An 18,895-nucleotide genomic window follows, 5' to 3' on the forward strand; every position below is an offset into this window, starting at 1 on the left:
TTCTACTGATTTCGCTCCGAAGGCTGCTGACAAGGCTAAAGCTGAGGTTGAAAACATCACTGTAAACGGTGATTTGGTTGCTATGAACTACTTGAAGGATGAAGTTGTCCTCAAACCGGTTCAGACTGCAGGACACGATTCTGTATTCGTTTATGACCTGGATAAGGAAAATCATGGTTACCTATTTGACGGCAAGTTGAATATCTTCAACCACTATGCTGCTTACGAAGCTGATTCTGTTTCTACAGTTATCAAGGGTGACGTTCGCGTTCCTGAATTGTGGCTGTCTTCTGACAGAGCTGGTAAGGACAAGATCGCAGCTTACTCGTTCGACGAAGTATTGGCCGGTGAATCGAAAGACGGCGTTATCTACGTACAGGGTCGTGACCTGCCGTTGAGCAAGGATGATCCAATGTTGGATGGCAATGTAATCGAAGCTGTTCTGCCGATCGTAGCCGATGGCGTTTATACAAGTGATGAAGAAATCGACATCTATGTTGCTGCTAAAGACACGCTGAACGAAGATGGTGCTATTACAGGTACTATCGCTTGGCCGGTAACTATCACTGCAACTCCGGATGTAGACGACTTGTGCAACACAGAAGGTGTATTCTCTGTAGACGGTCTGTGTGAAAACTTGAAACAGGAATTGTCTCTGACTCATGCTCCTGTTTTGGCAGGCGGTTTCGCTGTTGACGTTATCAAGACGAACGGTGGCCGTGCCGAAATCAACTGGGAATCTGTTCCTGGTGCTGACTACTATACAGTTCAGATTGGTAACACTGTTGTAGATCCGATTTCTGAAAATGTATTCATCTCTCAGGTTTTGGCTGAAAACAACTCTATCAAGGTTACTTTGAAGAACGGTACCGGTAAGGATATCAACAAAGATATCGCTATCAACTACTTCTTGGAACTGACAGGTTACGACAAGAACGGTAAAGTTGTTGTTGCTCCTGAAGTGATCAGCCGCGAAGAGATCAACCCGGATGTATGGGTATCTGAAGAACTTGTTGTTAAGTCATTCGATGCTGAATTGTCAGAAGATATCATCTACAAGATTCGTCTGTGCGAATACGACACGAACCGTCAGATCGACGTTTATGAATTCGACAACACTTATTCTCACCTGTATCGTAAGACTGTTGACGGCGGTGTAATCTTGATGAACCGCGGTAGCTTCAATACGGCTGACTGGTCAACTGTTAAGGTTGAATACCCGACTGCCGACTTCAAAGCTCTCGCTACATCTGAAAAGACAACCGATACTAAAGTCACTGTAGTCAATATGGCTGCAAGCACAAACTACGAAGTACGTGTAATTGCTCACAGCGATTGTGAAAAGGTTAACGCTTCTCGTTCTGCTTTGGCTGACATCCATACTTCAATCGACGAAGGTGGTTCTGGTAACGTAGCATTCGAAGGTATCGAAGCTCCGACAGCTAATGAAACTATCAACGCTGCAACTGTAAAGGTTGTTGCCGGTAAGGGTCAGGTTGTCGTTATGAACGCTGCCGGTAAGAAGGTTGTTGTAAACAACGTCTTAGGCCAGACAATCGCTAATACGGTTATGACATCTGACAACGTTACAATCGCTGCTCCTCAGGGTGTAGTTGTAGTAGCTGTTGAAGGTGAAAAGGCTGTAAAGGCAATCGTAAAATAAGAAGACGATTTATAATCAAATAATTCTAAAATGTAAGGCCGCGCAGAGTGGAATCCTATACGCCCTCTAAGTATCCTGAGAAGGTGAACAAGCGGTCAAATATTAATAATACTAAAGTATTGAAATAAAGTTCATGCTGTGAGTATTTCTGCGAAGAAAGAAAACGGAAAAAAACAAGCCCCGGAGGTGTCAGTCATCTCCGGGGCTTTGTCTGTTTGGTGATTATCGGTTTGCTTACCGGAGCTTGATCTCGTCTACAAACAAGAACGCCGAATTACCTGCGCCTCCGTGCCAGGCCGGAAGTTTGTCGCTCTTGATGATGATCTCGACGTAGCGGGCTTTTACCGGATCGAAAGATATTTCTTGCGGGTAAAGGCCGTCTGGGTCATTTTTGCCTAAAGACGGGATTGTTTTGGATGCTACTTCTTTGAAGTTCTGCCCGTCGTCCGAAATTTTTACGGTAACGCCTGCCGCGCCCATGATCCAATCTCCTTTCACGACATTCGTGTTGAAAGAAATGTGGCTGAATTCGGCCGGTTCTTTCAGGTCGATAACGGCATCGAGGTCCTTGCCTTGGAACCCCAACCAACGTCCGGTCTTGTAGTTATCGTTGCCGCTCAGGCCATCGGTCAGTTCCGGTCCACCGTTGAAGTCATATCCTCTGCTGGGGGCCACCTTCAAGGTGACCGGTTTGGCTGTTGCCTTGTTGAAATCGATCTTTTCAGAGAAGATGCGGCTGTTTCCGGTCGGGCGGACAGCAATGGCTTTCACCTCTGCATTTTGTTTGATGCGGAGAGGCGCTTCGTATTTCGGGGAGGCTGCCGTCGGTTCGCTGCCGTCGAGCGTGTAATGGATATCGGCGTTCCCTTCGGTTTCGAGCGTTACGACGATTTCCCCTTTGTCACCATCGGTAGCGAAGGAGGCGCGAACGTCGAAGATGTGTTTGGCGTAGTTGTAGCCCAAACGGTTGTAAAGCTCGGTCATGCGGACCAGGCGAGGCAGGAATGCCTTGAAGTCTTTCGGTGCGTTTGTCCATTGTATTTCGGCCAATGCGTCCATACGAGGCAATACCATGTATTCGACCTGGCTGAATGTCGGGATATATTCTGTCCAGAGGTTCGCTTGCACGCCGATCACATATTTCCGGTATTCTTCCGGTATTCCGGCAGTCGGTTCGAACGAATAGACGCGTTCCAACGGCAGATAACCGCCGATGGCAAGCGGGTCGTGTTCCGTGTCGGTAGACTGGTAATAGTCGAAATAGAGGTAAGAGTTGGGCGTCATGATCACATTATGTTTCTGTTTGGCAGCTTCGATACCGCCGTTTACGCCACGCCAGCTCATCACCGTTGCGTTCGGAGCCAGTCCGCCTTCCAGGATTTCGTCCCAACCGATGATATGCCGTCCTTTGCTTTCGACGAATTTCTCCATGCGTTCGATGACATAGCTTTGCAGGCGTTCTTCGGCCGTGTGCTTGTCGTTCCCTTTGAGACCTTCCGCCTTGATGCGGGCTTGGCACTTCGGGCAACTTTTCCAACGCACTTTCGGGCATTCGTCACCGCCTACATGTATATATTCGGACGGGAAGAGGTCGATCACCTCGCCGAGCACGTCTTCGAGGAAGATCATGGCTTTTTCGTTACCGGCACAGATCACCTCGTCAGAAACGCCCCACTGTGTCCACACTTCGTACGGTCCGCCCGTACAACCCAGTTCGGGGTAGGTCGTGATGGCTGCCAATTGGTGTCCCGGAAGGTCTATTTCGGGGATGATCGTAATGAAACGTTCTTGGGCATAAGCGATCACGTCGCGAATTTCGTCCTGCGTGTAGAACATGCCTTCGCCATACGGCTTGCCGTCATATTTGCCGGAGTTGCGGCCGATGACTGTCTCCCGGCGTTGTGTCCCTATCCGGGTCAGTTCCGGATATTTCTTGATCTCGATACGCCATCCCTGGTCGTCCGTCAGATGCCAATGGAAACGGTTCATGTTGTGCAGGGCAAGAATGTCGATAAACTTCTTGACCGAGTCGGTCGGGAAGAAATGGCGGGAAACATCGAGGTGCATGCCGCGATACGGGAAACGCGGATAGTCGTTGATGCTGACAGCCGGAAGTTCGATGGCCATACCTTCGGCCACGGCGGGGAGCGCTTTGCGCAAGGTTTGCACGCCATAGAAAATGCCGGCGTTGGATGCTCCGGCGATCTCGATGCCGTTCTCGCTGACCAGCAGGCGGTAGCCTTCCGGGTTCCGGATGTCGGAAGCGATCGACAGATGAATGCCTTTGTCTGCGTTTCCTGTGCCCACTTTCGGTTCATAGCCCGTGGCCTCTTTGATGTAGGAGGCGAGGAAACGGGCAGTCTGTTCCATCTCCGTATCACCTTCCTTATAAGAGATCGGGGTAGACGGTTTTAACAGGAACGGAGCGCTGCCTTGTGTCGCCACTTCTTGCGGAAGCGGGATTATGGCGTAGTCGCCTTGTGCTTTTTCCCCACCCGAACAAGCCATGCCGCCGGCTATGACTGTCAGGATACATGCATACTTTGTCAGTCTGTTCATGCGTTTAAGGATCGAAAATTCCGGGATTTTCAGTGAAAGGGAATTTGTCTTTTTCATGATGATCAAGATTTATTTATAATTATACTGTGGCAAAGGTACAGATAAATAGTTGGCTTCCTTGTTAGAAGGCCGCTTTTTCTTGGATAGGTGCTTACGTTATTTTTGTTCTTTTTGGTCTACCGTGAAAAAGTCGTTCACCTTTTTCACGGTGCTGCACCGGGTATAGGCGTCGTGGCAGTAGATGATCGCCTGTTTTTTAGAGGTTGCTTCTTCCAACATCCGTATTTTCTCGTTGTAGGAAACGACCGGACAGGTGTCGTAGGCCGAGATCCAGAGAGGCGAAACGCTTGCCGCCAACGGGATGACATCGCCCGCGAAGACATAGGTGCGTTCGGAAGTCGTGATGTAAGGAGCGATTTGCCCCGGCGTATGCCCGTCGAACAAACGCAGGTCGACGCCGGGACAGAGAGTCGTGTCGCTTTCGATGAGGCGGAGCTTGCCGCTGTCGCAAACGGCCTGCATGTTCTCGATGAAATAGGAATCGGCTTCGAGCGCGTTCGGGTGAAGGAAGTTTTCCCATTGTGCACGGCTTACCCAATGAGTGGCGTTCGGAAAGGTCATTTTAAGAAGATGTTTCCCGTCCGGTTGCACTTCTTTCTGTGTCGTATATCCGCAATGGTCGAAGTGGAGATGCGTGAGGACGACATCCGTCACATCTTCGCAGGCAACACCTCGGCTTTGAAGTTCATCCTTCAGGTCGACCAGGTCGAAGAATTTGTAATAGCTGAGCTGTTTCAGATGTTTGTTCCCTGCCCCGTTGTCGACGAGTATGATTCTCCCGTTCCCGTCGCGCACCAATACACTGCGCATGGCTAAGATACATCCGTTTTGTTCGTCGCTCGGGTAGCGGCGGCTCCAGGCGGTTTTAGGGATTGCACCGAACATGGCGCCTCCGTCTGCATGGAAAAAGCCTGTGTCTATAAGTTGAATATCCATAAATATACTTTTTTTGAACAAAGATAGGGAAGTTTTTTCTCTCGAACTCATACAAAGGGTGAATGAAATTGTGTACATTTGCAGGCAAAATCTGAGTGATGCGAAAAGTTCATTTAATCTCCGTAACCGAGCCTCTGTTGTTTGACTTGGCCTTGGCTATCCACCAAAAAGGATATGAGGTAAGCGTATCCGGTGTTGGACTGACTGATACGACCCTTGCCAGACTGAGGGAAGAAGGTTGTACCTGCCATGGAGACGGATGGTTTCCGGAGAGATTAACTAAGGATATACATTTTGTGGTATTAGGGGCCGCAGTCCGCCAGGACAACCCCGAATTGATACGCGCAAAGGAACTGGGATTATTAGTGCTTTCGATTCCTGAATTCATATTTCAGCGGACGAAAGAAAAGACGCGGGTCGTGGTTGCCGGCAGCCGGGGAAAGAAAACGATCATCTCGATGATTGTCTGCGCCCTGAAGCGGCAGAAATTTGCGTTCGACTATGCGTTGACCAGCGAAGTCCCCTTGTTGCCCGACCGTGTGCATCTGAGCTACGAAGCCCGGATTGCGATAATCGAAGGCGACGAGCATGTCACGTCGGCTTTGGAGAAACGCTTCCAGCTCGAGTTCTACCGTCCGCACATCGCCATTCTGACCAATCTGATGTGGACTTCCGCAACCGACCATGCCACGCCTGAAGCCTATCATACGACTTTCCGTACGTTCGCCGCTTCCATCGAGCGCGGGGGAAAATTGATCTATTTCGATGGCGACCCCGTTGTCAAGCAGCTTGCGCAGGAGGTGCGCGAGGACATAACAGCCATGCCCTACGACCAGCATGTCGTAATCGAAAAAGAAGAAAAGACCTATTTGCAGACTCGCTACGGGGACTTCCCCGTTTATATCCCGGACCGCTTTTTCCTGATCAATCTGAATGCCGCCCGCCTGGCCTGCCGCCAGTTAGGAATAAAAGATGCAGATTTCTATCAGGCATTATCCGAATACAGCATGTCTCTGGCCCACCCGAATCTGTGATCTCCGTGGGCATGCAAAATATGCTTGATCTTCCCATATAAATCAATATTTTTATCTAAGTTTGCAATCATGATTATTGCGAGACAAAAAAGAAAAGAAAATATAGCCGAATATCTGTTGTACATGTGGCAGGTGGAAGACCTGATACGTGCCAACAATTTCGATATGGATTCGATCCGTCGCACGGTTGTGGACCGTTACGACCAGCCGGATGAGGTGAAGGAAGAGATTGCCAAATGGTATGAGGATCTGATCGAGATGATGCGTAGCGAAGGGGTGAAGGAAAAGGGACATATACAGTTGAACAAGAATGTGATCATAGCCCTGACCGACCTGCATCTCCGTCTTCTGAAATCGCCGAAAGAAATGGTGTACGGGGCGGCTTATTACAAAACACTCCCTTTTATCGTTCAGCTCCGTGCCAAATCGGGCGGCGAGGATTTGCCTGAGTTGGAGACTTGTTTCAATGCTATTTACGGTTTCCTGATGCTGAAGATGCAAGGGAAGGAAATCAGCCCCGAAACGATGGAGGGGATCAAACAGATCAGCTCGTTCCTGGCGCTTCTGGCCGAGAAGTATCGTGAAGATATGAACGGAGAGCTGAAATTAGAAGAATAAGACAAGATGAAAACGATTTTAGTAACAGGGGCTAACGGGCAACTGGGTAATTCGGTCCGTCGGTTGGCTGTCGGGTATCCGCAATATGCGTTTGTGTTTACGGATGTGGATACGCTCGACATCTGCGATGCCGGGGCAGTGGATGCTTTTGTCAAGGAGAAGCAAGCCGATTATATCATAAACTGTGCCGCCTATACGGCAGTGGATAAGGCGGAGGATGACGAAGCGCTTTGCCTTCGTATCAACCGGGATGCCGTACGGAACTTAGGCGAGGCGGCGCGTGCGGCAGGGGCGAGGGTGATCCATGTTTCTACGGACTATGTGTTCGACGGGACGAACCATTTGCCTTATGTGGAAACGGACGAGACGTGTCCGGCTTCTGTCTACGGGCGCACGAAACTTGCCGGCGAACAGGCTCTGCTGGAAGTTTGCCCGGATGCGGTGATCATCCGCACGGCTTGGCTTTACTCCGAGTTCGGGAATAATTTTGTCAAGACGATGTTGCGTTTGGGAAATGAACGGGAGCAGTTGTCTGTCGTGTTCGACCAGGTCGGTTCGCCGACGTATGCCGGTGACTTGGCAGCCGCTATTTTAAATGTGTTGGAGCAGGCGGAGACGGGTGCTTTCGTCCCCGGTATCTATCATTTCTCCAACGAGGGGGTTTGCAGCTGGTATGATTTTGCCGTGAAGATTATGGAGTTAGGTAATGCGCCTTGCCGTGTTCTCCCGATCGAGTCCAAAGATTATCCGGCGAAAGCCGCCCGTCCGCATTTCAGTGTCCTGAACAAAGCCAAGATCAAAACAACATATAAAATCAGCATTTCCCATTGGGAAGCGAGCTTGCGGGAATGCATGAAAAGAATAACAAAATAAGATAAGATAACAATGAGTCAGTATTCAGAAGAGATTGAGAGAAGAAGAACGTTTGCTATTATCAGCCACCCGGATGCCGGTAAGACGACCCTTACCGAAAAACTGTTGCTTTTTGGTGGTGCCATTCATGTGGCAGGAGCCGTAAAATCCAACAAGATCAAGAAGACAGCTACTTCCGACTGGATGGAAATTGAAAAGCAACGTGGAATCTCCGTCGCAACCTCCGTGATGGCTTTCGACTATTCCGGCCATAAAATCAATATCCTCGATACGCCCGGCCACCAGGACTTCGCCGAAGATACGTTCCGTACGCTGACGGCTGTGGATAGCGTGATCATCGTGATCGATACCGCAAAAGGTGTGGAAGCCCAGACCCGTAAACTGATGGAAGTCTGCCGTATGCGTAAGACTCCCGTGATTGTGTTTGTCAATAAGATGGACCGCGACGGTAAGGACCCGTTCGACTTGCTGGACGAGATCGAAGAGGAACTGCATATCCATGTGCGACCGCTGAGCTGGCCGATCGACATGGGGCAGCGATTCCGTGGTGTCTATAATATATATGAACAGAAATTGAACCTTTATACTCCGAGCAAACAGTATGTGACGGAGAATGTCGAATTTAAGGATATCAACAGCCCGGAACTGGAAAACTATATCGAACCGGAACAGGCCGAAAAGCTCCGTTCCGATATCGAGCTGATAGAAGGCGTTTATCCCGAATTCGATGTCGATACTTACTTGAAAGGAGACATCGCTCCGGTGTTCTTTGGTTCTGCCTTGAACAACTTTGGGGTGAAAGAGTTGCTGGATTGCTTTATCAATATCGCTCCTTCTCCCCGTCCCGTATCGGCAGTCGAACGGGTGGTCGATCCGGAAGAGGATGCCTTCTCCGGCTTCGTTTTCAAGATACATGCCAATATGGACCCGAACCATCGCAGTTGTATCGCTTTCGTGAAGATTTGTTCCGGACGTTTCGAACGTAATGCCAACTACAAGCATGTCCGTTTCGGAAAGATGATGCGTTTCAGCAGTCCTACGGCTTTCATGGCACAGAAGAAGGAAGTGGTGGACGAGGCTTTTGCCGGTGATATCATTGGTTTGCCCGATACCGGCAACTTCAAGATCGGCGATACGCTGACATCCGGTGAAGAACTTCACTTCAAAGGATTGCCGAGTTTCTCTCCTGAAATGTTCAAGTATATCGAAAATGCTGATCCGATGAAGGCCAAGCAGTTGAACAAGGGTATCGAGCAGTTGATGGATGAAGGTGTCGCCCAGCTCTTCACGAACCAGTTCAACGGGCGCAAGATTATCGGTACGGTCGGACAGTTGCAGTTCGAAGTGATCCAGTACCGCCTGCTCCACGAATATGGCGCACAGTGCAAGTGGGAGCCGATCAGCCTTTACAAAGCATGTTGGATAGAGAGTGACAATGCCGCTGCGCTCGAAAACTTCAAGCGTCGTAAGGCACAGTATATGGCACTCGACAAAGAAGGACGTGATGTCTATCTGGCCGATTCCGGCTATGTCTTGATGATGGCACAACAGGATTTCCCCGATATCAAGTTCCACTTTACGTCGGAGTTCTGATAAGATTTATAATCATACAAGTTTATAATGTTTATAATGAAGTAAGATGAAGAAGTTATTTGTTTCATGCATGATTGCCTTTATGGCGATTTGCTCGGCCGGTGCACAGGAGGTGTATATCGGCGGCGGTTTTACAGTCGGTAGTATAGATGATAAGTTTGTCTTCCAGATTACACCGGAAGTAGGATGTCATTTGACTGACCAATGGGCTGTGGGTGGTGAAATCGGTTATACGCATTACGATGATTATAATCGTTTCCAGTTTGCTCCGTATGCTCGCTACACGTTTTATAAGAAGGGTATCGTAGGATTGTTTGTCGATGGGACGATTGGGATTGCCGCCGGTGACGGTGATACTGGTTTCCGGTTGGGATTGCGTCCGGGACTTTCTTTGAAAGCGACAGAACATATATCTTTTGTCACTAAAGTCGGATTTCTTGGTTATAGCGATTCGTATAACGGAACATCAGATTTTGCAGGTGTGAACTTCGACACGGAAAATATCAGCATCGGTTTCCATTATAATTTTTGACAGGAAACATCCAGATGGAGAAGGAAGGAATCGGAAAGGGCGGGAAGACGGCTTTTCCGGTTCCTTTTCTTTTCGGTGTAAGTCATAAGATATGTTTGATCTCCTCCAAGCTTCCGACCGTATAAGTCGGCGTAAATCCTTTTGCCGGCAATCCTTTCGGGTTCAGCCATAGTTGGTCGATTTTGGAATTGTGGGCCCCGATAATGTCAGCTTCCCAACTGTCGCCGATCATCAGGCTTTCGCTCCGGCGGGAGTTGGTGTTTTTAAGGGCAAAATCAAAAATTCCTTTATGAGGTTTGGGGATACAGGCATCTTCGGAAAGAATCATCCTTCCGAAATAGGGGGCGAGACCGGAATTGCAGAGTTTTTTGAATTGGACTTCCCGAAAACCGTTGGACAGGATATACATGCGATAGGAGGGACGCAGGTATTCCAATAGCTCGATTGCGCCCGGTACCAGGCGCGTCTTGTGGGTTGTCCGCTGGAGGAATTCGTTGTTGATCGCCAATACCGACTTCGTGTCTTCTATCCCCAACGGGCGGAGCATGTAGCGAAAACGTTCGATAATCAATGTCTGGCGGTCTATTTCATTGTTTCGGTATTGTTCCCACAGCCGGTTGTTATGAGGCCAGTAGATATCAAAGAAAGCCTCGAAGGAGGCATAATACCGGTCAAAGTGGTGAGCGGTATATACTTCTTCGAGGCATTCCTTATTATTATGGTACGTGTCCCAAAGGGTATCGTCCAAATCAATAAAAAGACTTTTGTATTTCATCATCCAACTTCAATCACCAGATATTTGCCAAGACTCCAGAAAGCCTTTTCGTCAGTGATCTTCAACGTCATGTTGCCGTCTTCGTCTTTTACAAATTCATAAGAACCTTCAGGATGGTTGGATTTCAGTTTCGCTTTACCGGCAAACAACGGGATTTCTTTCACTTCGCGGATATCGATAGAGATGAAATAATCTTTGTTGAAACCGTTCTGCAGCACTTTGGATTTGGCAAACAAACCGCCGCCTGAAAGGATTTTCTGGTCTTTCAGCTCCTTCGCCGTACCGAAACAATAATAGGCGGTATGGAGTTTCTTGTCCTGTTCACGCAATTTTTCGGACTGGGCTGCAGTTGTGGTGGACAAATCTTCCACGTCTTCGTTCAAAGAAGCAACCATTTCATCCAATTCCTGGATGCGTACATTCTTCTTTGCCAGGTCTTCCTGCAAGGCAACAATCATATTGGCTTTCTGGTCAAGTTCGGAAGAAAGGCGGCTGATCGTTTTTCTCAAAGCGGTAGATTGGATTCCGCTCTTTTTCAGCTTCTCTTCCAATTCGCTGATCTGCTGTTTGTTCTTTTTCAGCGTTTCGCTGATCAACTGCATGTTTTCTTTGATCTGTTCGCGATTGCTCTTGTTCAGGTCTCCTTTCTGTTGTTGTATGTTGAGATAGTTTTCTGCATCGCGGATGGACTGGATGTCGGCCTCTACCTCGTTCAGAGTGCTGAGGATTTCATCCATTTCGGCATTGCTTTTGGTGTTTTCGATTCTCAGAGAGTCGTTTTCTGCTTTCAGCTTCTTGTAATCTGCTGAATTCTGTCCGCAGGAGGCCAGCATGGCTGTGCAAATCGTTGTTGCAATTAATACTTTCTTCATGTTCTTTCTGTTGTTACGTTAAACTTCTGTCTCTGTTACTTTGTCTTTTTTATCTTTTAAGCCTGCTAATACGATAACAATTTCACCTTTCGGTTCGTTCACAGTGAAGTGAGCGATAACTTCTTCCAGTGTGCCGCGTACGGTTTCTTCGTGTATCTTCGATATTTCGCGCGATACGGAAACCGGGCGGTCATTTCCGAAAAACTCAGCCAGCTGCGTCAATGTTTTGACCAGCCGGAAAGGTGACTCGTAGAAAATGATGGTGCGATATTCCGTTGAGAGCTCTTTCAGGCGTGTCTGCCTTCCTTTCTTTTGGGGAAGAAAACCCTCGAAACAAAATTTCTCGTTGGGAAGTCCCGAAGCGACCAAGGCAGGAACGAAAGCCGTGGCTCCCGGCAGACATTCTACTTCTACACCCTGACGTACACATTCGCGCACTAACATAAATCCGGGATCGGATATCGCAGGCGTACCGGCATCCGACACCAAGGCGATGTTTTCGCCTACCTTGATACGGGCTGCCACCTGTTCCACCGTTTTATGTTCGTTGAATTTGTGATGTGACTGCATCTTATTCTGTATTTCGAAATGTTTGAGCAGGATGCCTGTAGTACGCGTGTCTTCCGCCAGAATAAGATCGGCCTCTTTCAACACGCGGATTGCCCGGAACGTCATGTCTTCCAGATTTCCGACGGGAGTGGGTACTACTGTTAATTTTGCCATAGCGCTTTTTCAATTGTCCATTGCTTAGAGGAAGCGTTTTTCAAGCAGCTTGATAAAGTCTGCTACCGCTTCATCTTCTATATTCCACTTTAATTCGTTATTCAAATATGTGACCGAGTCTTCATACGAGTGAAGATCGTTCAGGTCGTTGATTGCTTTGTTCATCCGTGCCTCGTCTCCTCCGAACAACTCGCGGCGGAAACGGAAACGATCGTTCAGGCTGAATGCCTTACGGAAGTCCGAAAGGTTTTTCTTTTCCAACAAATCGTTGAGGAATAATCCGGGACGTTCAGCGGAGATCACTTTTTCGGATGTTCCCACTACGGGAGCCTCTGATTCTTTAACGGGATTTGGCTCCGGTTTGGCCGGAGATTCCTTTTCTGTGGGAAGTTCTTGCCTGATTTCCTCTGCAGGAGTCATTATGGGGGTCGGTTGAGTAACTGCCGGTCCTTCTTCAGGTTTTTCCTCCGAAAGAGCCTTTTTTGCGGTTTCTTCCGTTACAGCCCGTTTGATTTCCGGTTCTTGGATGACCGGCTCTATTTCTGCCTGTACCTGTTCCGTTTGTACCGGGATGGTGGCCGATGTGGGAATAGATTGGATCAAAGCCTGATGCTCTTCCATCTGTTTGCGTAATGTTTCGATCTGAGCCGTTTCCAGAGCATGGAGATCTTTCAGAATCTTATGAGTGAGGTCGAAAGTCTGGCCGAAAAAAGACACCGGATACACTTCTGCATCCCGCATGCCGGCAACCAGCGTTTCAAGCTCCCGGATATCCAAGAGCAGATAATCTATTTTTTCCTTATTCGCCATTCCTTTATGCCATTCATGAAAATCAGCAAGCCGATTTTCGTTTATATTGCAACAAAAATAGGTATTTCTTATATATGTAACGAGTTTAAAATACAAAATATTGTTATTCATCCCTTACTCCTCGAACTCTTTCGGCAGATTGACCAGATAGAGCCGGTGGGTCGCACGTGTGAAGGCTGTGTAAAGCCAGCGGTAGAAATCTTCCCCCAGCATTTCTTCCGTGATATAGCCGATATCCAGAAAGACGTTCATCCATTGGCCGCCCTGTGCCTTGTGGCAGGTGACGGCATAGGCGAATTTGACTTGCAGGACGTTGTAGTGGGGATCGGCTTTCATCTTTTTCATCTTTCCCGCCTTTGTCGGGACATCTTCGTAATCTTCGAGGATGGTAAAGAAGAGTTTGTCGTTCAGCTCTTTCGGTAGTGCAGGCGCATCGGTCTGCAAGGTGTCGAGAAGGATCTTGACATCCATCTCGAGATCATAATCCTGAAAACGGACCGATACGTCGGCAAAACGAAAACCATAAAGCTCGTAAGTTCTTCGTACACGCAACACCTGTATGATTTCGCCGTTAGCGATGAAGTCCATCTCCTTATTGCCGGCAGTCCAGAAGTAGTTGTTCTTGGCAACCATCAGCCTGTCGCCGGACGAAAGTTCTTCTTCCCGATACAGGATGCGGTTACGGATACCATTATTATATATGGTAGCCCGCTTGTTGGAACGTGAAATGATCATGGTCTCTTCGATCCCATCCCGGCTGTAGGCCGAGGATATCTCTTCGATCAGTTCGTCTCCGTTTACCTTCCTGAAATCGGTGAAGCCTTTCAGCCTTAGTTTGGGGAAAATCTCGACCGTCTCGTTTCGCAAGGCATCCCGGAGACGGGTAGCGTTGAACAAAATGCCGGAGTTTTCGCTTTGACGGACAACCTGTGTGAGGGTGATTTCCTGTACCTTTAAATTATACTCGCGTAGTATTGCCGGGTTGAGAGCCGGACTTTCGGTTTGCATGACGGGAGGTAGCTGTGCCACATCGCCCATTAGGATCAGGCGGCAATTCTCGCCGGAATAGACATACTGGATCAAATCGTCCAGCAGGCGTCCGGTGCCGAAAACAAACGAGTCCAACCCCTCATTGGCTATCATGGAGGCTTCGTCTACAATAAATAGCGTGTCTTTATGCAGGTTGTCGGCCGGCTGAAAACCGGTCGGTTCGTTGGAAAAAGCTTTTTGGCGGTATATTTTTTTATGTATCGTAAAAGCCTTCTGTTCGGCATAGCCGGAAAATACTTTTGCTGCCCGTCCGGTCGGGGCGAGCAGGATGCTTTTCTGTTTTAGCTCCGCCATCGTCTTCACCAAGGCTCCGACCAGTGAAGTTTTACCGGTTCCTGCATATCCTTTCAGCAGTAAAAGCGAATCCGGCTCTTCCGAAAGCAGGAATTCGGATAGGACATTTAACGCTAAAACCTGGTCTTCGGTCGGATTATATGGGAAATTTTGCGTAATTTGGCGGCTTAAATAACTATTTATCATTTTGATCGTAATAATTTTCGCGATAAAGGTAGTGTATTAAATATTCTTTTTTAAATTTGCCGAACGAAATAAATTCAAAAAACAATATAAACCATGAAAGTTACATTAAAGATTTTATTGGCTGTGGCAGTAGTACTGCTTGCGTACATGTGTTACAGAAGTATTATGGGTCCGATCGAATTTAAAGATGAGAAGGATCGTCGTGAAAATTTGATCAAAGCTCGTTTGATCGATATTCGTAAAGCACAGATCGAGTATAAGAACATTCACAAGGTGCATGCAGCCAATTTTGATGAACTGAGTAAGTTTTTAAAAGATGAAAAATTGCCGTTCCTTATCAAGGAAGGTGTGCTGACTGACGAACAGCTCGAAAAAGGTATGACTGAAAAAGAAGCCGTTAAGAAAGGTCTGATCAGACGTGACACTGTTTGGGTAACAGCAGTGGACACATTGTTCGGTAGTGGTTATAATGTAGACGATATGCGCAATGTGCCGGGTGCAAACGTGCAGTTCTCTATGGATACGGCTACTCTTACTTCCGGTTCCGGTTATACAGTAAAAGTATTCCAGTGCGGTGTCCTGTATGACGATTATCTGGGCGACTTGGACAAACAGTTGGTTTACAACCTGAAGGATAAGGCTGAAAAGATGAACAAATATCCGGGTCTGCGCGTAGGTTCTGTTGAAGAAATCAATAACAACGCAGGTAACTGGGAAGATTAATGACAATTTATGTCTATTAACCTGTCTGATAAGTTAACAGCTGATCATTCGGAAAATTACATAATGTCCATCCGGCTTCGGTCGGGTGGACTTTCTTTTTCCGCATACAGTCCTTCGGTGAATGAGAGTTTCTTTTATAGAGACATCGAGTTCGACCGGACAAAACCTTATGTCTCTTCTCTGAAAGAATGTTTCTTTGAAAACGATTTCCTGACCTGGTTCTACAAACAGGTCAATGTGGTTTGTGCCACTTCCCGGTATACGATTGTGCCGGCAGCCGTTTTTCAGGAAAAACAGAAAGCGGAACTGCTTGCGTTCACATTTTCTTCTCCCGAAGGACGTTGTCTGAACAACGAACTGAAAGAAGAACAGGCGGAGTTGGTATTCGGAATGGACGAAGAGGTCTATGAGTTCTGTTCCCGTTCGTTGGTCAATCTTCATTTTGTCCATCATGTCAGCCCGCTGCTTTCGTTATGGAAGAAGCAGAGCCGTACGCGTTTGCACCGCCGGATGTATGTCGTGTTGCATCGGCGGGGAATGGATGTGGCATGCTATGCACAGGGGAACCTGCTTTTCGTAAACTCGTTCGAGTATGAACATACGGACGATATTTTGTATTATATATTATATGTATGGAAACAGGTTGGCATGGATCAACAGAAAGACCAGTTGTTTCTTTCCGGTGATGCAGGTTTACAGAATAGTATAACGAATACGTTGCGGAATTATTTACGAAACATCGATCCGCAGGAGATTCCTTCCGAGGCCTATTTGATGGGAACGGAGGTATTGCAGGCTCCATTGGATCTTATAGCTTTATCATTATGCGAATTATAAGCGGAATATACGGACGGCGCCGTTTTGACGTACCGTCTACTTTCAGTGCCCGTCCGACGACGGACTTTGCGAAAGAAAATATCTTCAATGTGATCTCCAACCATATCGACTTCGAAGGATTGGATGCGCTCGATCTGTTTGCCGGGACAGGGAGCATCTCTTTCGAACTGCTTTCACGCGAATGCCGGAGTGTGACGGCTGTCGAAAAGAATAATGCGCATGCTTCTTTTATCGCCAAAGTTGCCAAAGAGTTGAAAACGGATTCGCTGACGCTGATTCGCGGCGATGTTTTCCGTTATCTCCATTCGGCGCCGGCTCAACATTTCAATTTCATCTTTGCCGATCCTCCTTATGCCCTGAAAGAATTGCCCGAAGTGCCGGCACTTGTTTTTGAACGCGACCTGCTGCGCGATGGAGGAATCTTCGTGATGGAACATCCGAAGACAAATGATTTCTCCGGATTGCCTTATTTCTACCAGCACCGCGTCTACGGTTCGGTGAACTTTTCCATCTTTATAAAAGACAAAGCAGTTTCTAAAGGAGGGGAGAAAACAGACGCATAAACGATTCGGCTATGCGTTGTTTGATCGGTCGCTTCAGCCAGCGTGACGGCACTAACCTTTCGCAACTGTGCATGTCGTGCAGGAACACCTTCTTCATCTGTTGTGCAAACGAAGGCTGGTAAACAAAGGCGTTGATCTCAAAATTATGCTCGAAACTGCGGAAGTCCATATTGGCGGAACCGATGCAGGTCAGTTCGTCGTCCGTCACCATCAACTTCGAGTGTAGGAATCCCGGTTTATAGAAATAGACCTGGACACCCGCCTTTACCATTTCATCAATAAAAGAATGAGTCGCCATGTTCGCCGTGCGCGTGTCCGAACGCTTGGGGAGCATCAGTCGCACGTCGACACCTCCCAATGCTGCTATCTGCAAAGCTTGGTTCAGTCCTTCGGTCGGAAGGAAATAAGGAGTTTGGATAAATACATATTTCTTGGCGTTGACAACTGTGAAGATGGCCGCCTGCAAGAGCGTACGCCATTGTCCGACGGGACCGCTGGTACATATCTGCATGATGTTATCGTCCGAGTAGACCGGAAGCTGCGGATAATAAATCTTGTCGTTCAGAAGTTTTTTGCTGACCACGTACCAGTCGATCAGGAAAGCCGCCTGCAAACCATGTACTCCCTTTCCGATAATCTTAAAATGCGTGTCTCGCCATATTCCCCAACTGGTTCCTTTCGTATAGCGGTCTGCAATGTTCATGCCGCCCATAAAACCGACTTTGCCGTCTATGACAACGATTTTCCTGTGGTTTCGGTAGTTGACCTTGCTGGTGAAGACCGGAAACGCCACTTTCAGGAAAGCATTGACTTCGATACCTGCATCCGACATTTCTTTGAAGAACCTGTCTTTCACGTTCCAGCAGCCTACGTCATCGTAAAGGACACGGACTTCGACACCTTCTTTGGCCTTTTTGATCAACAGTTCTTTAATCTTGTTGCCGATTTCGTCATCGCAGAAGATGTAATATTGAATATGAATATGGTGGGTTGCCTTGGAAATCTCTTCCAGTAGGTCGTGAAACTTGTCTGCTCCGTTCGTATAGATCGTAATGTCGCTTCCGTAGAGTAGGGACGATTGGTTGCTGTTGGTCAGAAGTGTAACCAGAGGCTGGTAGTGGGAGGGAACGGAACATGTATCCTGCGGGAACTTCCCTGCTTGCGGACGTTTCATGATGCGCTTATAGGTGCGCCGGGAGATAATCCGTTGCTTTCGGTTGTCCTGCCCGAAGAAGAAATAGAACAGAAGCCCGATGCCGGGGGCAAGCAGCAACACGATTACCCAAGGAATGGTTTTCAACGGATTTCGATTTTCCGTGATGATGACCAGCACCAATCCCAAAATGGTGACGCAGTATAATATAATGAATATTATACCCACTACCCATTGTATATGTATGTGTACGAGTGCCAGCATTTCGGATGTTTTTATATCTGTCTGTATATCGTAATTTGTAAAGATAGAAAGCTAAAATGAAAATAGCAAATGCATTGCTTTGTTTTTATAAACTGTTTTTGTAAACCATATAGGGGTGACATTGTTCAATCTTTACTACATTTGATGCCAATAAATTAGAATAGACTATGATTACTTATGTTATTATCGGGGTCACGGTTATCGTGTCCTATATCTGTTTTGGCAACCATGAGTTGTTCAGGAAGTTGGCGTTCATACCGTATCGCACTGTCCATAATAATGAATGGTATCGGTTGATTACGCATGGTTTCGTGCATGCCGACATGACGCACTTGCTTGTGAATATGTTTACTTTCTGGTCGTTCGGGACATATATGGAGAGTGCTTTCGGTTATTTGGGGCTTGGTACGGGTAGCTATTTAGGCTTGTATTTCGGCGGGATGGTTATCGCTTCCCTTTATGATCTGGTCCGTCGGCGCAATGATCCTTATTATGTCTCGATAGGCGCTTCGGGAGCTGTATCGGCTGTTTTGTTTACTTCTATTTTACTGAACCCGTGGGGAAAGATTCTGTTTTTTGGCGTATTGCCGGTTCCTGGAATTATCTTTGGTGTGATTTATCTGGCCTATTGCCAGTATATGGCGAAAAAAGCGGGAGATAATGTCAATCATAACGCCCATTTCTACGGAGCGCTCTACGGTCTGATTTATCCGGCAATATTGGAGCCTTCGCTGATCAAGGGGTTTTATCTGTCACTTTTGGCTTGATCTAAAAGTA

General features: G+C 47.5%; 17 protein-coding genes and 1 pseudogene. 10 read left to right on the forward strand and 8 right to left on the reverse strand.

Annotated elements, in window-relative coordinates; genetic code table 11:
- Nucleotides 1-1,438 precede the first annotated feature (1,438 nt).
- Nucleotides 1,439-1,663, forward strand: a pseudogene (locus BQ9893_RS22470) (DUF6383 domain-containing protein); the annotation flags it as partial.
- Nucleotides 1,664-1,897: 234 nt separating this feature from the next.
- Here BQ9893_RS22470 and BQ9893_RS18615 read toward each other — a convergent pair.
- On the reverse strand, nucleotides 1,898-4,222 hold the full coding sequence (locus BQ9893_RS18615; RefSeq protein WP_075967468.1) for a glycoside hydrolase family 20 protein: 2,325 nt from the start codon (nucleotides 4,220-4,222) through the stop codon (nucleotides 1,898-1,900).
- A 156-nt stretch (nucleotides 4,223-4,378) separates the two neighbouring features.
- On the reverse strand, nucleotides 4,379-5,218 hold the full coding sequence (locus BQ9893_RS18620) for an MBL fold metallo-hydrolase (protein ID WP_075967304.1): 840 nt from the start codon (nucleotides 5,216-5,218) through the stop codon (nucleotides 4,379-4,381).
- A gap of 98 nt (nucleotides 5,219-5,316) precedes the next feature.
- Between BQ9893_RS18620 and BQ9893_RS18625 the strand changes: the two genes are divergently transcribed.
- The 5 genes from BQ9893_RS18625 to BQ9893_RS18645 all read left to right on the forward strand — a co-directional run bounded on the left by BQ9893_RS18625 (nucleotide 5,317) and on the right by BQ9893_RS18645 (nucleotide 9,868).
- Nucleotides 5,317-6,252, forward strand: a complete 936-nt coding sequence (locus BQ9893_RS18625; RefSeq protein WP_075967305.1) for a Mur ligase family protein — start codon at nucleotides 5,317-5,319, stop codon at nucleotides 6,250-6,252.
- A gap of 69 nt (nucleotides 6,253-6,321) precedes the next feature.
- Nucleotides 6,322-6,870 (forward strand): DUF4924 family protein, encoded by a 549-nt coding sequence (locus BQ9893_RS18630; RefSeq protein ID WP_075967306.1) that lies wholly within the window; start codon nucleotides 6,322-6,324, stop codon nucleotides 6,868-6,870.
- Nucleotides 6,871-6,876: 6 nt separating this feature from the next.
- Nucleotides 6,877-7,743, forward strand: coding sequence for a dTDP-4-dehydrorhamnose reductase (gene rfbD / locus BQ9893_RS18635; protein WP_075967307.1), 867 nt, complete (start codon nucleotides 6,877-6,879; stop codon nucleotides 7,741-7,743).
- A gap of 12 nt (nucleotides 7,744-7,755) precedes the next feature.
- Nucleotides 7,756-9,336 (forward strand): peptide chain release factor 3, encoded by a 1,581-nt coding sequence (locus tag BQ9893_RS18640; RefSeq protein WP_075967308.1) that lies wholly within the window; start codon nucleotides 7,756-7,758, stop codon nucleotides 9,334-9,336.
- A gap of 46 nt (nucleotides 9,337-9,382) precedes the next feature.
- On the forward strand, nucleotides 9,383-9,868 hold the full coding sequence (locus BQ9893_RS18645) for an outer membrane beta-barrel protein (protein ID WP_075967309.1): 486 nt from the start codon (nucleotides 9,383-9,385) through the stop codon (nucleotides 9,866-9,868).
- 82 nt (nucleotides 9,869-9,950) lie between these two features.
- Here the strand turns inward: BQ9893_RS18645 and BQ9893_RS18650 are convergent, their stop codons facing one another.
- From BQ9893_RS18650 to BQ9893_RS18670, 5 genes are all read right to left on the reverse strand, one after another.
- A complete protein-coding gene (locus tag BQ9893_RS18650) occupies nucleotides 9,951-10,643 on the reverse strand; it encodes a YjjG family noncanonical pyrimidine nucleotidase (protein ID WP_208610829.1) in 693 nt (230 codons plus the stop codon).
- A complete protein-coding gene (locus BQ9893_RS18655) occupies nucleotides 10,643-11,515 on the reverse strand; it encodes a Cbp1 family collagen-binding glycoprotein adhesin (RefSeq protein WP_075967311.1) in 873 nt (290 codons plus the stop codon). Before BQ9893_RS18655 ends, BQ9893_RS18650 begins: the two co-directional genes overlap by 1 nt.
- Before the next feature lie 18 nt (nucleotides 11,516-11,533).
- Nucleotides 11,534-12,238, reverse strand: coding sequence for a 16S rRNA (cytidine(1402)-2'-O)-methyltransferase (gene rsmI, locus BQ9893_RS18660; RefSeq protein WP_075967312.1), 705 nt, complete (start codon nucleotides 12,236-12,238; stop codon nucleotides 11,534-11,536).
- 24 nt (nucleotides 12,239-12,262) lie between these two features.
- A complete protein-coding gene (locus BQ9893_RS18665) occupies nucleotides 12,263-13,048 on the reverse strand; it encodes a hypothetical protein (RefSeq protein ID WP_075967469.1) in 786 nt (261 codons plus the stop codon).
- Nucleotides 13,049-13,162: 114 nt separating this feature from the next.
- A complete protein-coding gene (locus BQ9893_RS18670) occupies nucleotides 13,163-14,578 on the reverse strand; it encodes an ATP-dependent DNA helicase (protein WP_075967313.1) in 1,416 nt (471 codons plus the stop codon).
- A gap of 93 nt (nucleotides 14,579-14,671) precedes the next feature.
- On the opposite strand from BQ9893_RS18670, the gene BQ9893_RS18675 reads away from it, so the two are divergent.
- Genes BQ9893_RS18675 through BQ9893_RS18685 form a run of 3 tightly spaced genes read left to right on the forward strand, consistent with a single transcriptional unit; the run spans nucleotide 14,672 to nucleotide 16,701 of the window.
- Nucleotides 14,672-15,301 (forward strand): hypothetical protein, encoded by a 630-nt coding sequence (locus BQ9893_RS18675; protein ID WP_075967314.1) that lies wholly within the window; start codon nucleotides 14,672-14,674, stop codon nucleotides 15,299-15,301.
- A gap of 9 nt (nucleotides 15,302-15,310) precedes the next feature.
- Nucleotides 15,311-16,138 (forward strand): DUF3822 family protein, encoded by an 828-nt coding sequence (locus BQ9893_RS18680; protein ID WP_075967315.1) that lies wholly within the window; start codon nucleotides 15,311-15,313, stop codon nucleotides 16,136-16,138.
- Nucleotides 16,126-16,701 (forward strand): RsmD family RNA methyltransferase, encoded by a 576-nt coding sequence (locus BQ9893_RS18685; RefSeq protein WP_075967316.1) that lies wholly within the window; start codon nucleotides 16,126-16,128, stop codon nucleotides 16,699-16,701. The genes BQ9893_RS18680 and BQ9893_RS18685 overlap by 13 nt, the downstream gene beginning before the upstream one ends.
- On the opposite strand, the gene cls is transcribed toward BQ9893_RS18685, so the two are convergent.
- The gene (gene cls, locus BQ9893_RS18690) at nucleotides 16,673-18,118 is read right to left on the reverse strand and encodes a cardiolipin synthase (RefSeq protein ID WP_075967317.1); all 1,446 of its coding nucleotides are present in this window, start codon (nucleotides 18,116-18,118) and stop codon (nucleotides 16,673-16,675) included. The genes BQ9893_RS18685 and cls overlap by 29 nt on opposite strands.
- 167 nt (nucleotides 18,119-18,285) lie before the next feature.
- Between cls and BQ9893_RS18700 the strand changes: the two genes are divergently transcribed.
- Nucleotides 18,286-18,885 (forward strand): rhomboid family intramembrane serine protease, encoded by a 600-nt coding sequence (locus tag BQ9893_RS18700; RefSeq protein ID WP_075967318.1) that lies wholly within the window; start codon nucleotides 18,286-18,288, stop codon nucleotides 18,883-18,885.
- Nucleotides 18,886-18,895 lie beyond the last annotated feature (10 nt).

The organism is Parabacteroides massiliensis (assembly GCF_900155425.1).
In the GTDB taxonomy this organism is placed as follows: Bacteria; Bacteroidota; Bacteroidia; order Bacteroidales; family Tannerellaceae; genus Parabacteroides; species Parabacteroides massiliensis.

Excerpts from the sequence above, each read along its gene's own strand:
- BQ9893_RS18615 (WP_075967468.1), bottom strand. The coding sequence starts at position 4,222 with ATGAACAGACTGACAAAGTATGCATGTATCCTGACAGTCATAGCCGGC.
- BQ9893_RS18620 (WP_075967304.1), bottom strand. The coding sequence starts at position 5,218 with ATGGATATTCAACTTATAGACACAGGCTTTTTCCATGCAGACGGAGGC.
- BQ9893_RS18625 (WP_075967305.1), top strand. The coding sequence starts at position 5,317 with ATGCGAAAAGTTCATTTAATCTCCGTAACCGAGCCTCTGTTGTTTGAC.
- BQ9893_RS18630 (WP_075967306.1), top strand. The coding sequence starts at position 6,322 with ATGATTATTGCGAGACAAAAAAGAAAAGAAAATATAGCCGAATATCTG.
- rfbD (WP_075967307.1), top strand. The coding sequence starts at position 6,877 with ATGAAAACGATTTTAGTAACAGGGGCTAACGGGCAACTGGGTAATTCG.
- BQ9893_RS18640 (WP_075967308.1), top strand. The coding sequence starts at position 7,756 with ATGAGTCAGTATTCAGAAGAGATTGAGAGAAGAAGAACGTTTGCTATT.
- BQ9893_RS18645 (WP_075967309.1), top strand. The coding sequence starts at position 9,383 with ATGAAGAAGTTATTTGTTTCATGCATGATTGCCTTTATGGCGATTTGC.
- BQ9893_RS18650 (WP_208610829.1), bottom strand. The coding sequence starts at position 10,643 with ATGAAATACAAAAGTCTTTTTATTGATTTGGACGATACCCTTTGGGAC.
- BQ9893_RS18655 (WP_075967311.1), bottom strand. The coding sequence starts at position 11,515 with ATGAAGAAAGTATTAATTGCAACAACGATTTGCACAGCCATGCTGGCC.
- rsmI (WP_075967312.1), bottom strand. The coding sequence starts at position 12,238 with ATGGCAAAATTAACAGTAGTACCCACTCCCGTCGGAAATCTGGAAGAC.
- BQ9893_RS18665 (WP_075967469.1), bottom strand. The coding sequence starts at position 13,048 with ATGGCGAATAAGGAAAAAATAGATTATCTGCTCTTGGATATCCGGGAG.
- BQ9893_RS18670 (WP_075967313.1), bottom strand. The coding sequence starts at position 14,578 with ATGATAAATAGTTATTTAAGCCGCCAAATTACGCAAAATTTCCCATAT.
- BQ9893_RS18675 (WP_075967314.1), top strand. The coding sequence starts at position 14,672 with ATGAAAGTTACATTAAAGATTTTATTGGCTGTGGCAGTAGTACTGCTT.
- BQ9893_RS18680 (WP_075967315.1), top strand. The coding sequence starts at position 15,311 with ATGTCTATTAACCTGTCTGATAAGTTAACAGCTGATCATTCGGAAAAT.
- BQ9893_RS18685 (WP_075967316.1), top strand. The coding sequence starts at position 16,126 with ATGCGAATTATAAGCGGAATATACGGACGGCGCCGTTTTGACGTACCG.
- cls (WP_075967317.1), bottom strand. The coding sequence starts at position 18,118 with ATGCTGGCACTCGTACACATACATATACAATGGGTAGTGGGTATAATA.
- BQ9893_RS18700 (WP_075967318.1), top strand. The coding sequence starts at position 18,286 with ATGATTACTTATGTTATTATCGGGGTCACGGTTATCGTGTCCTATATC.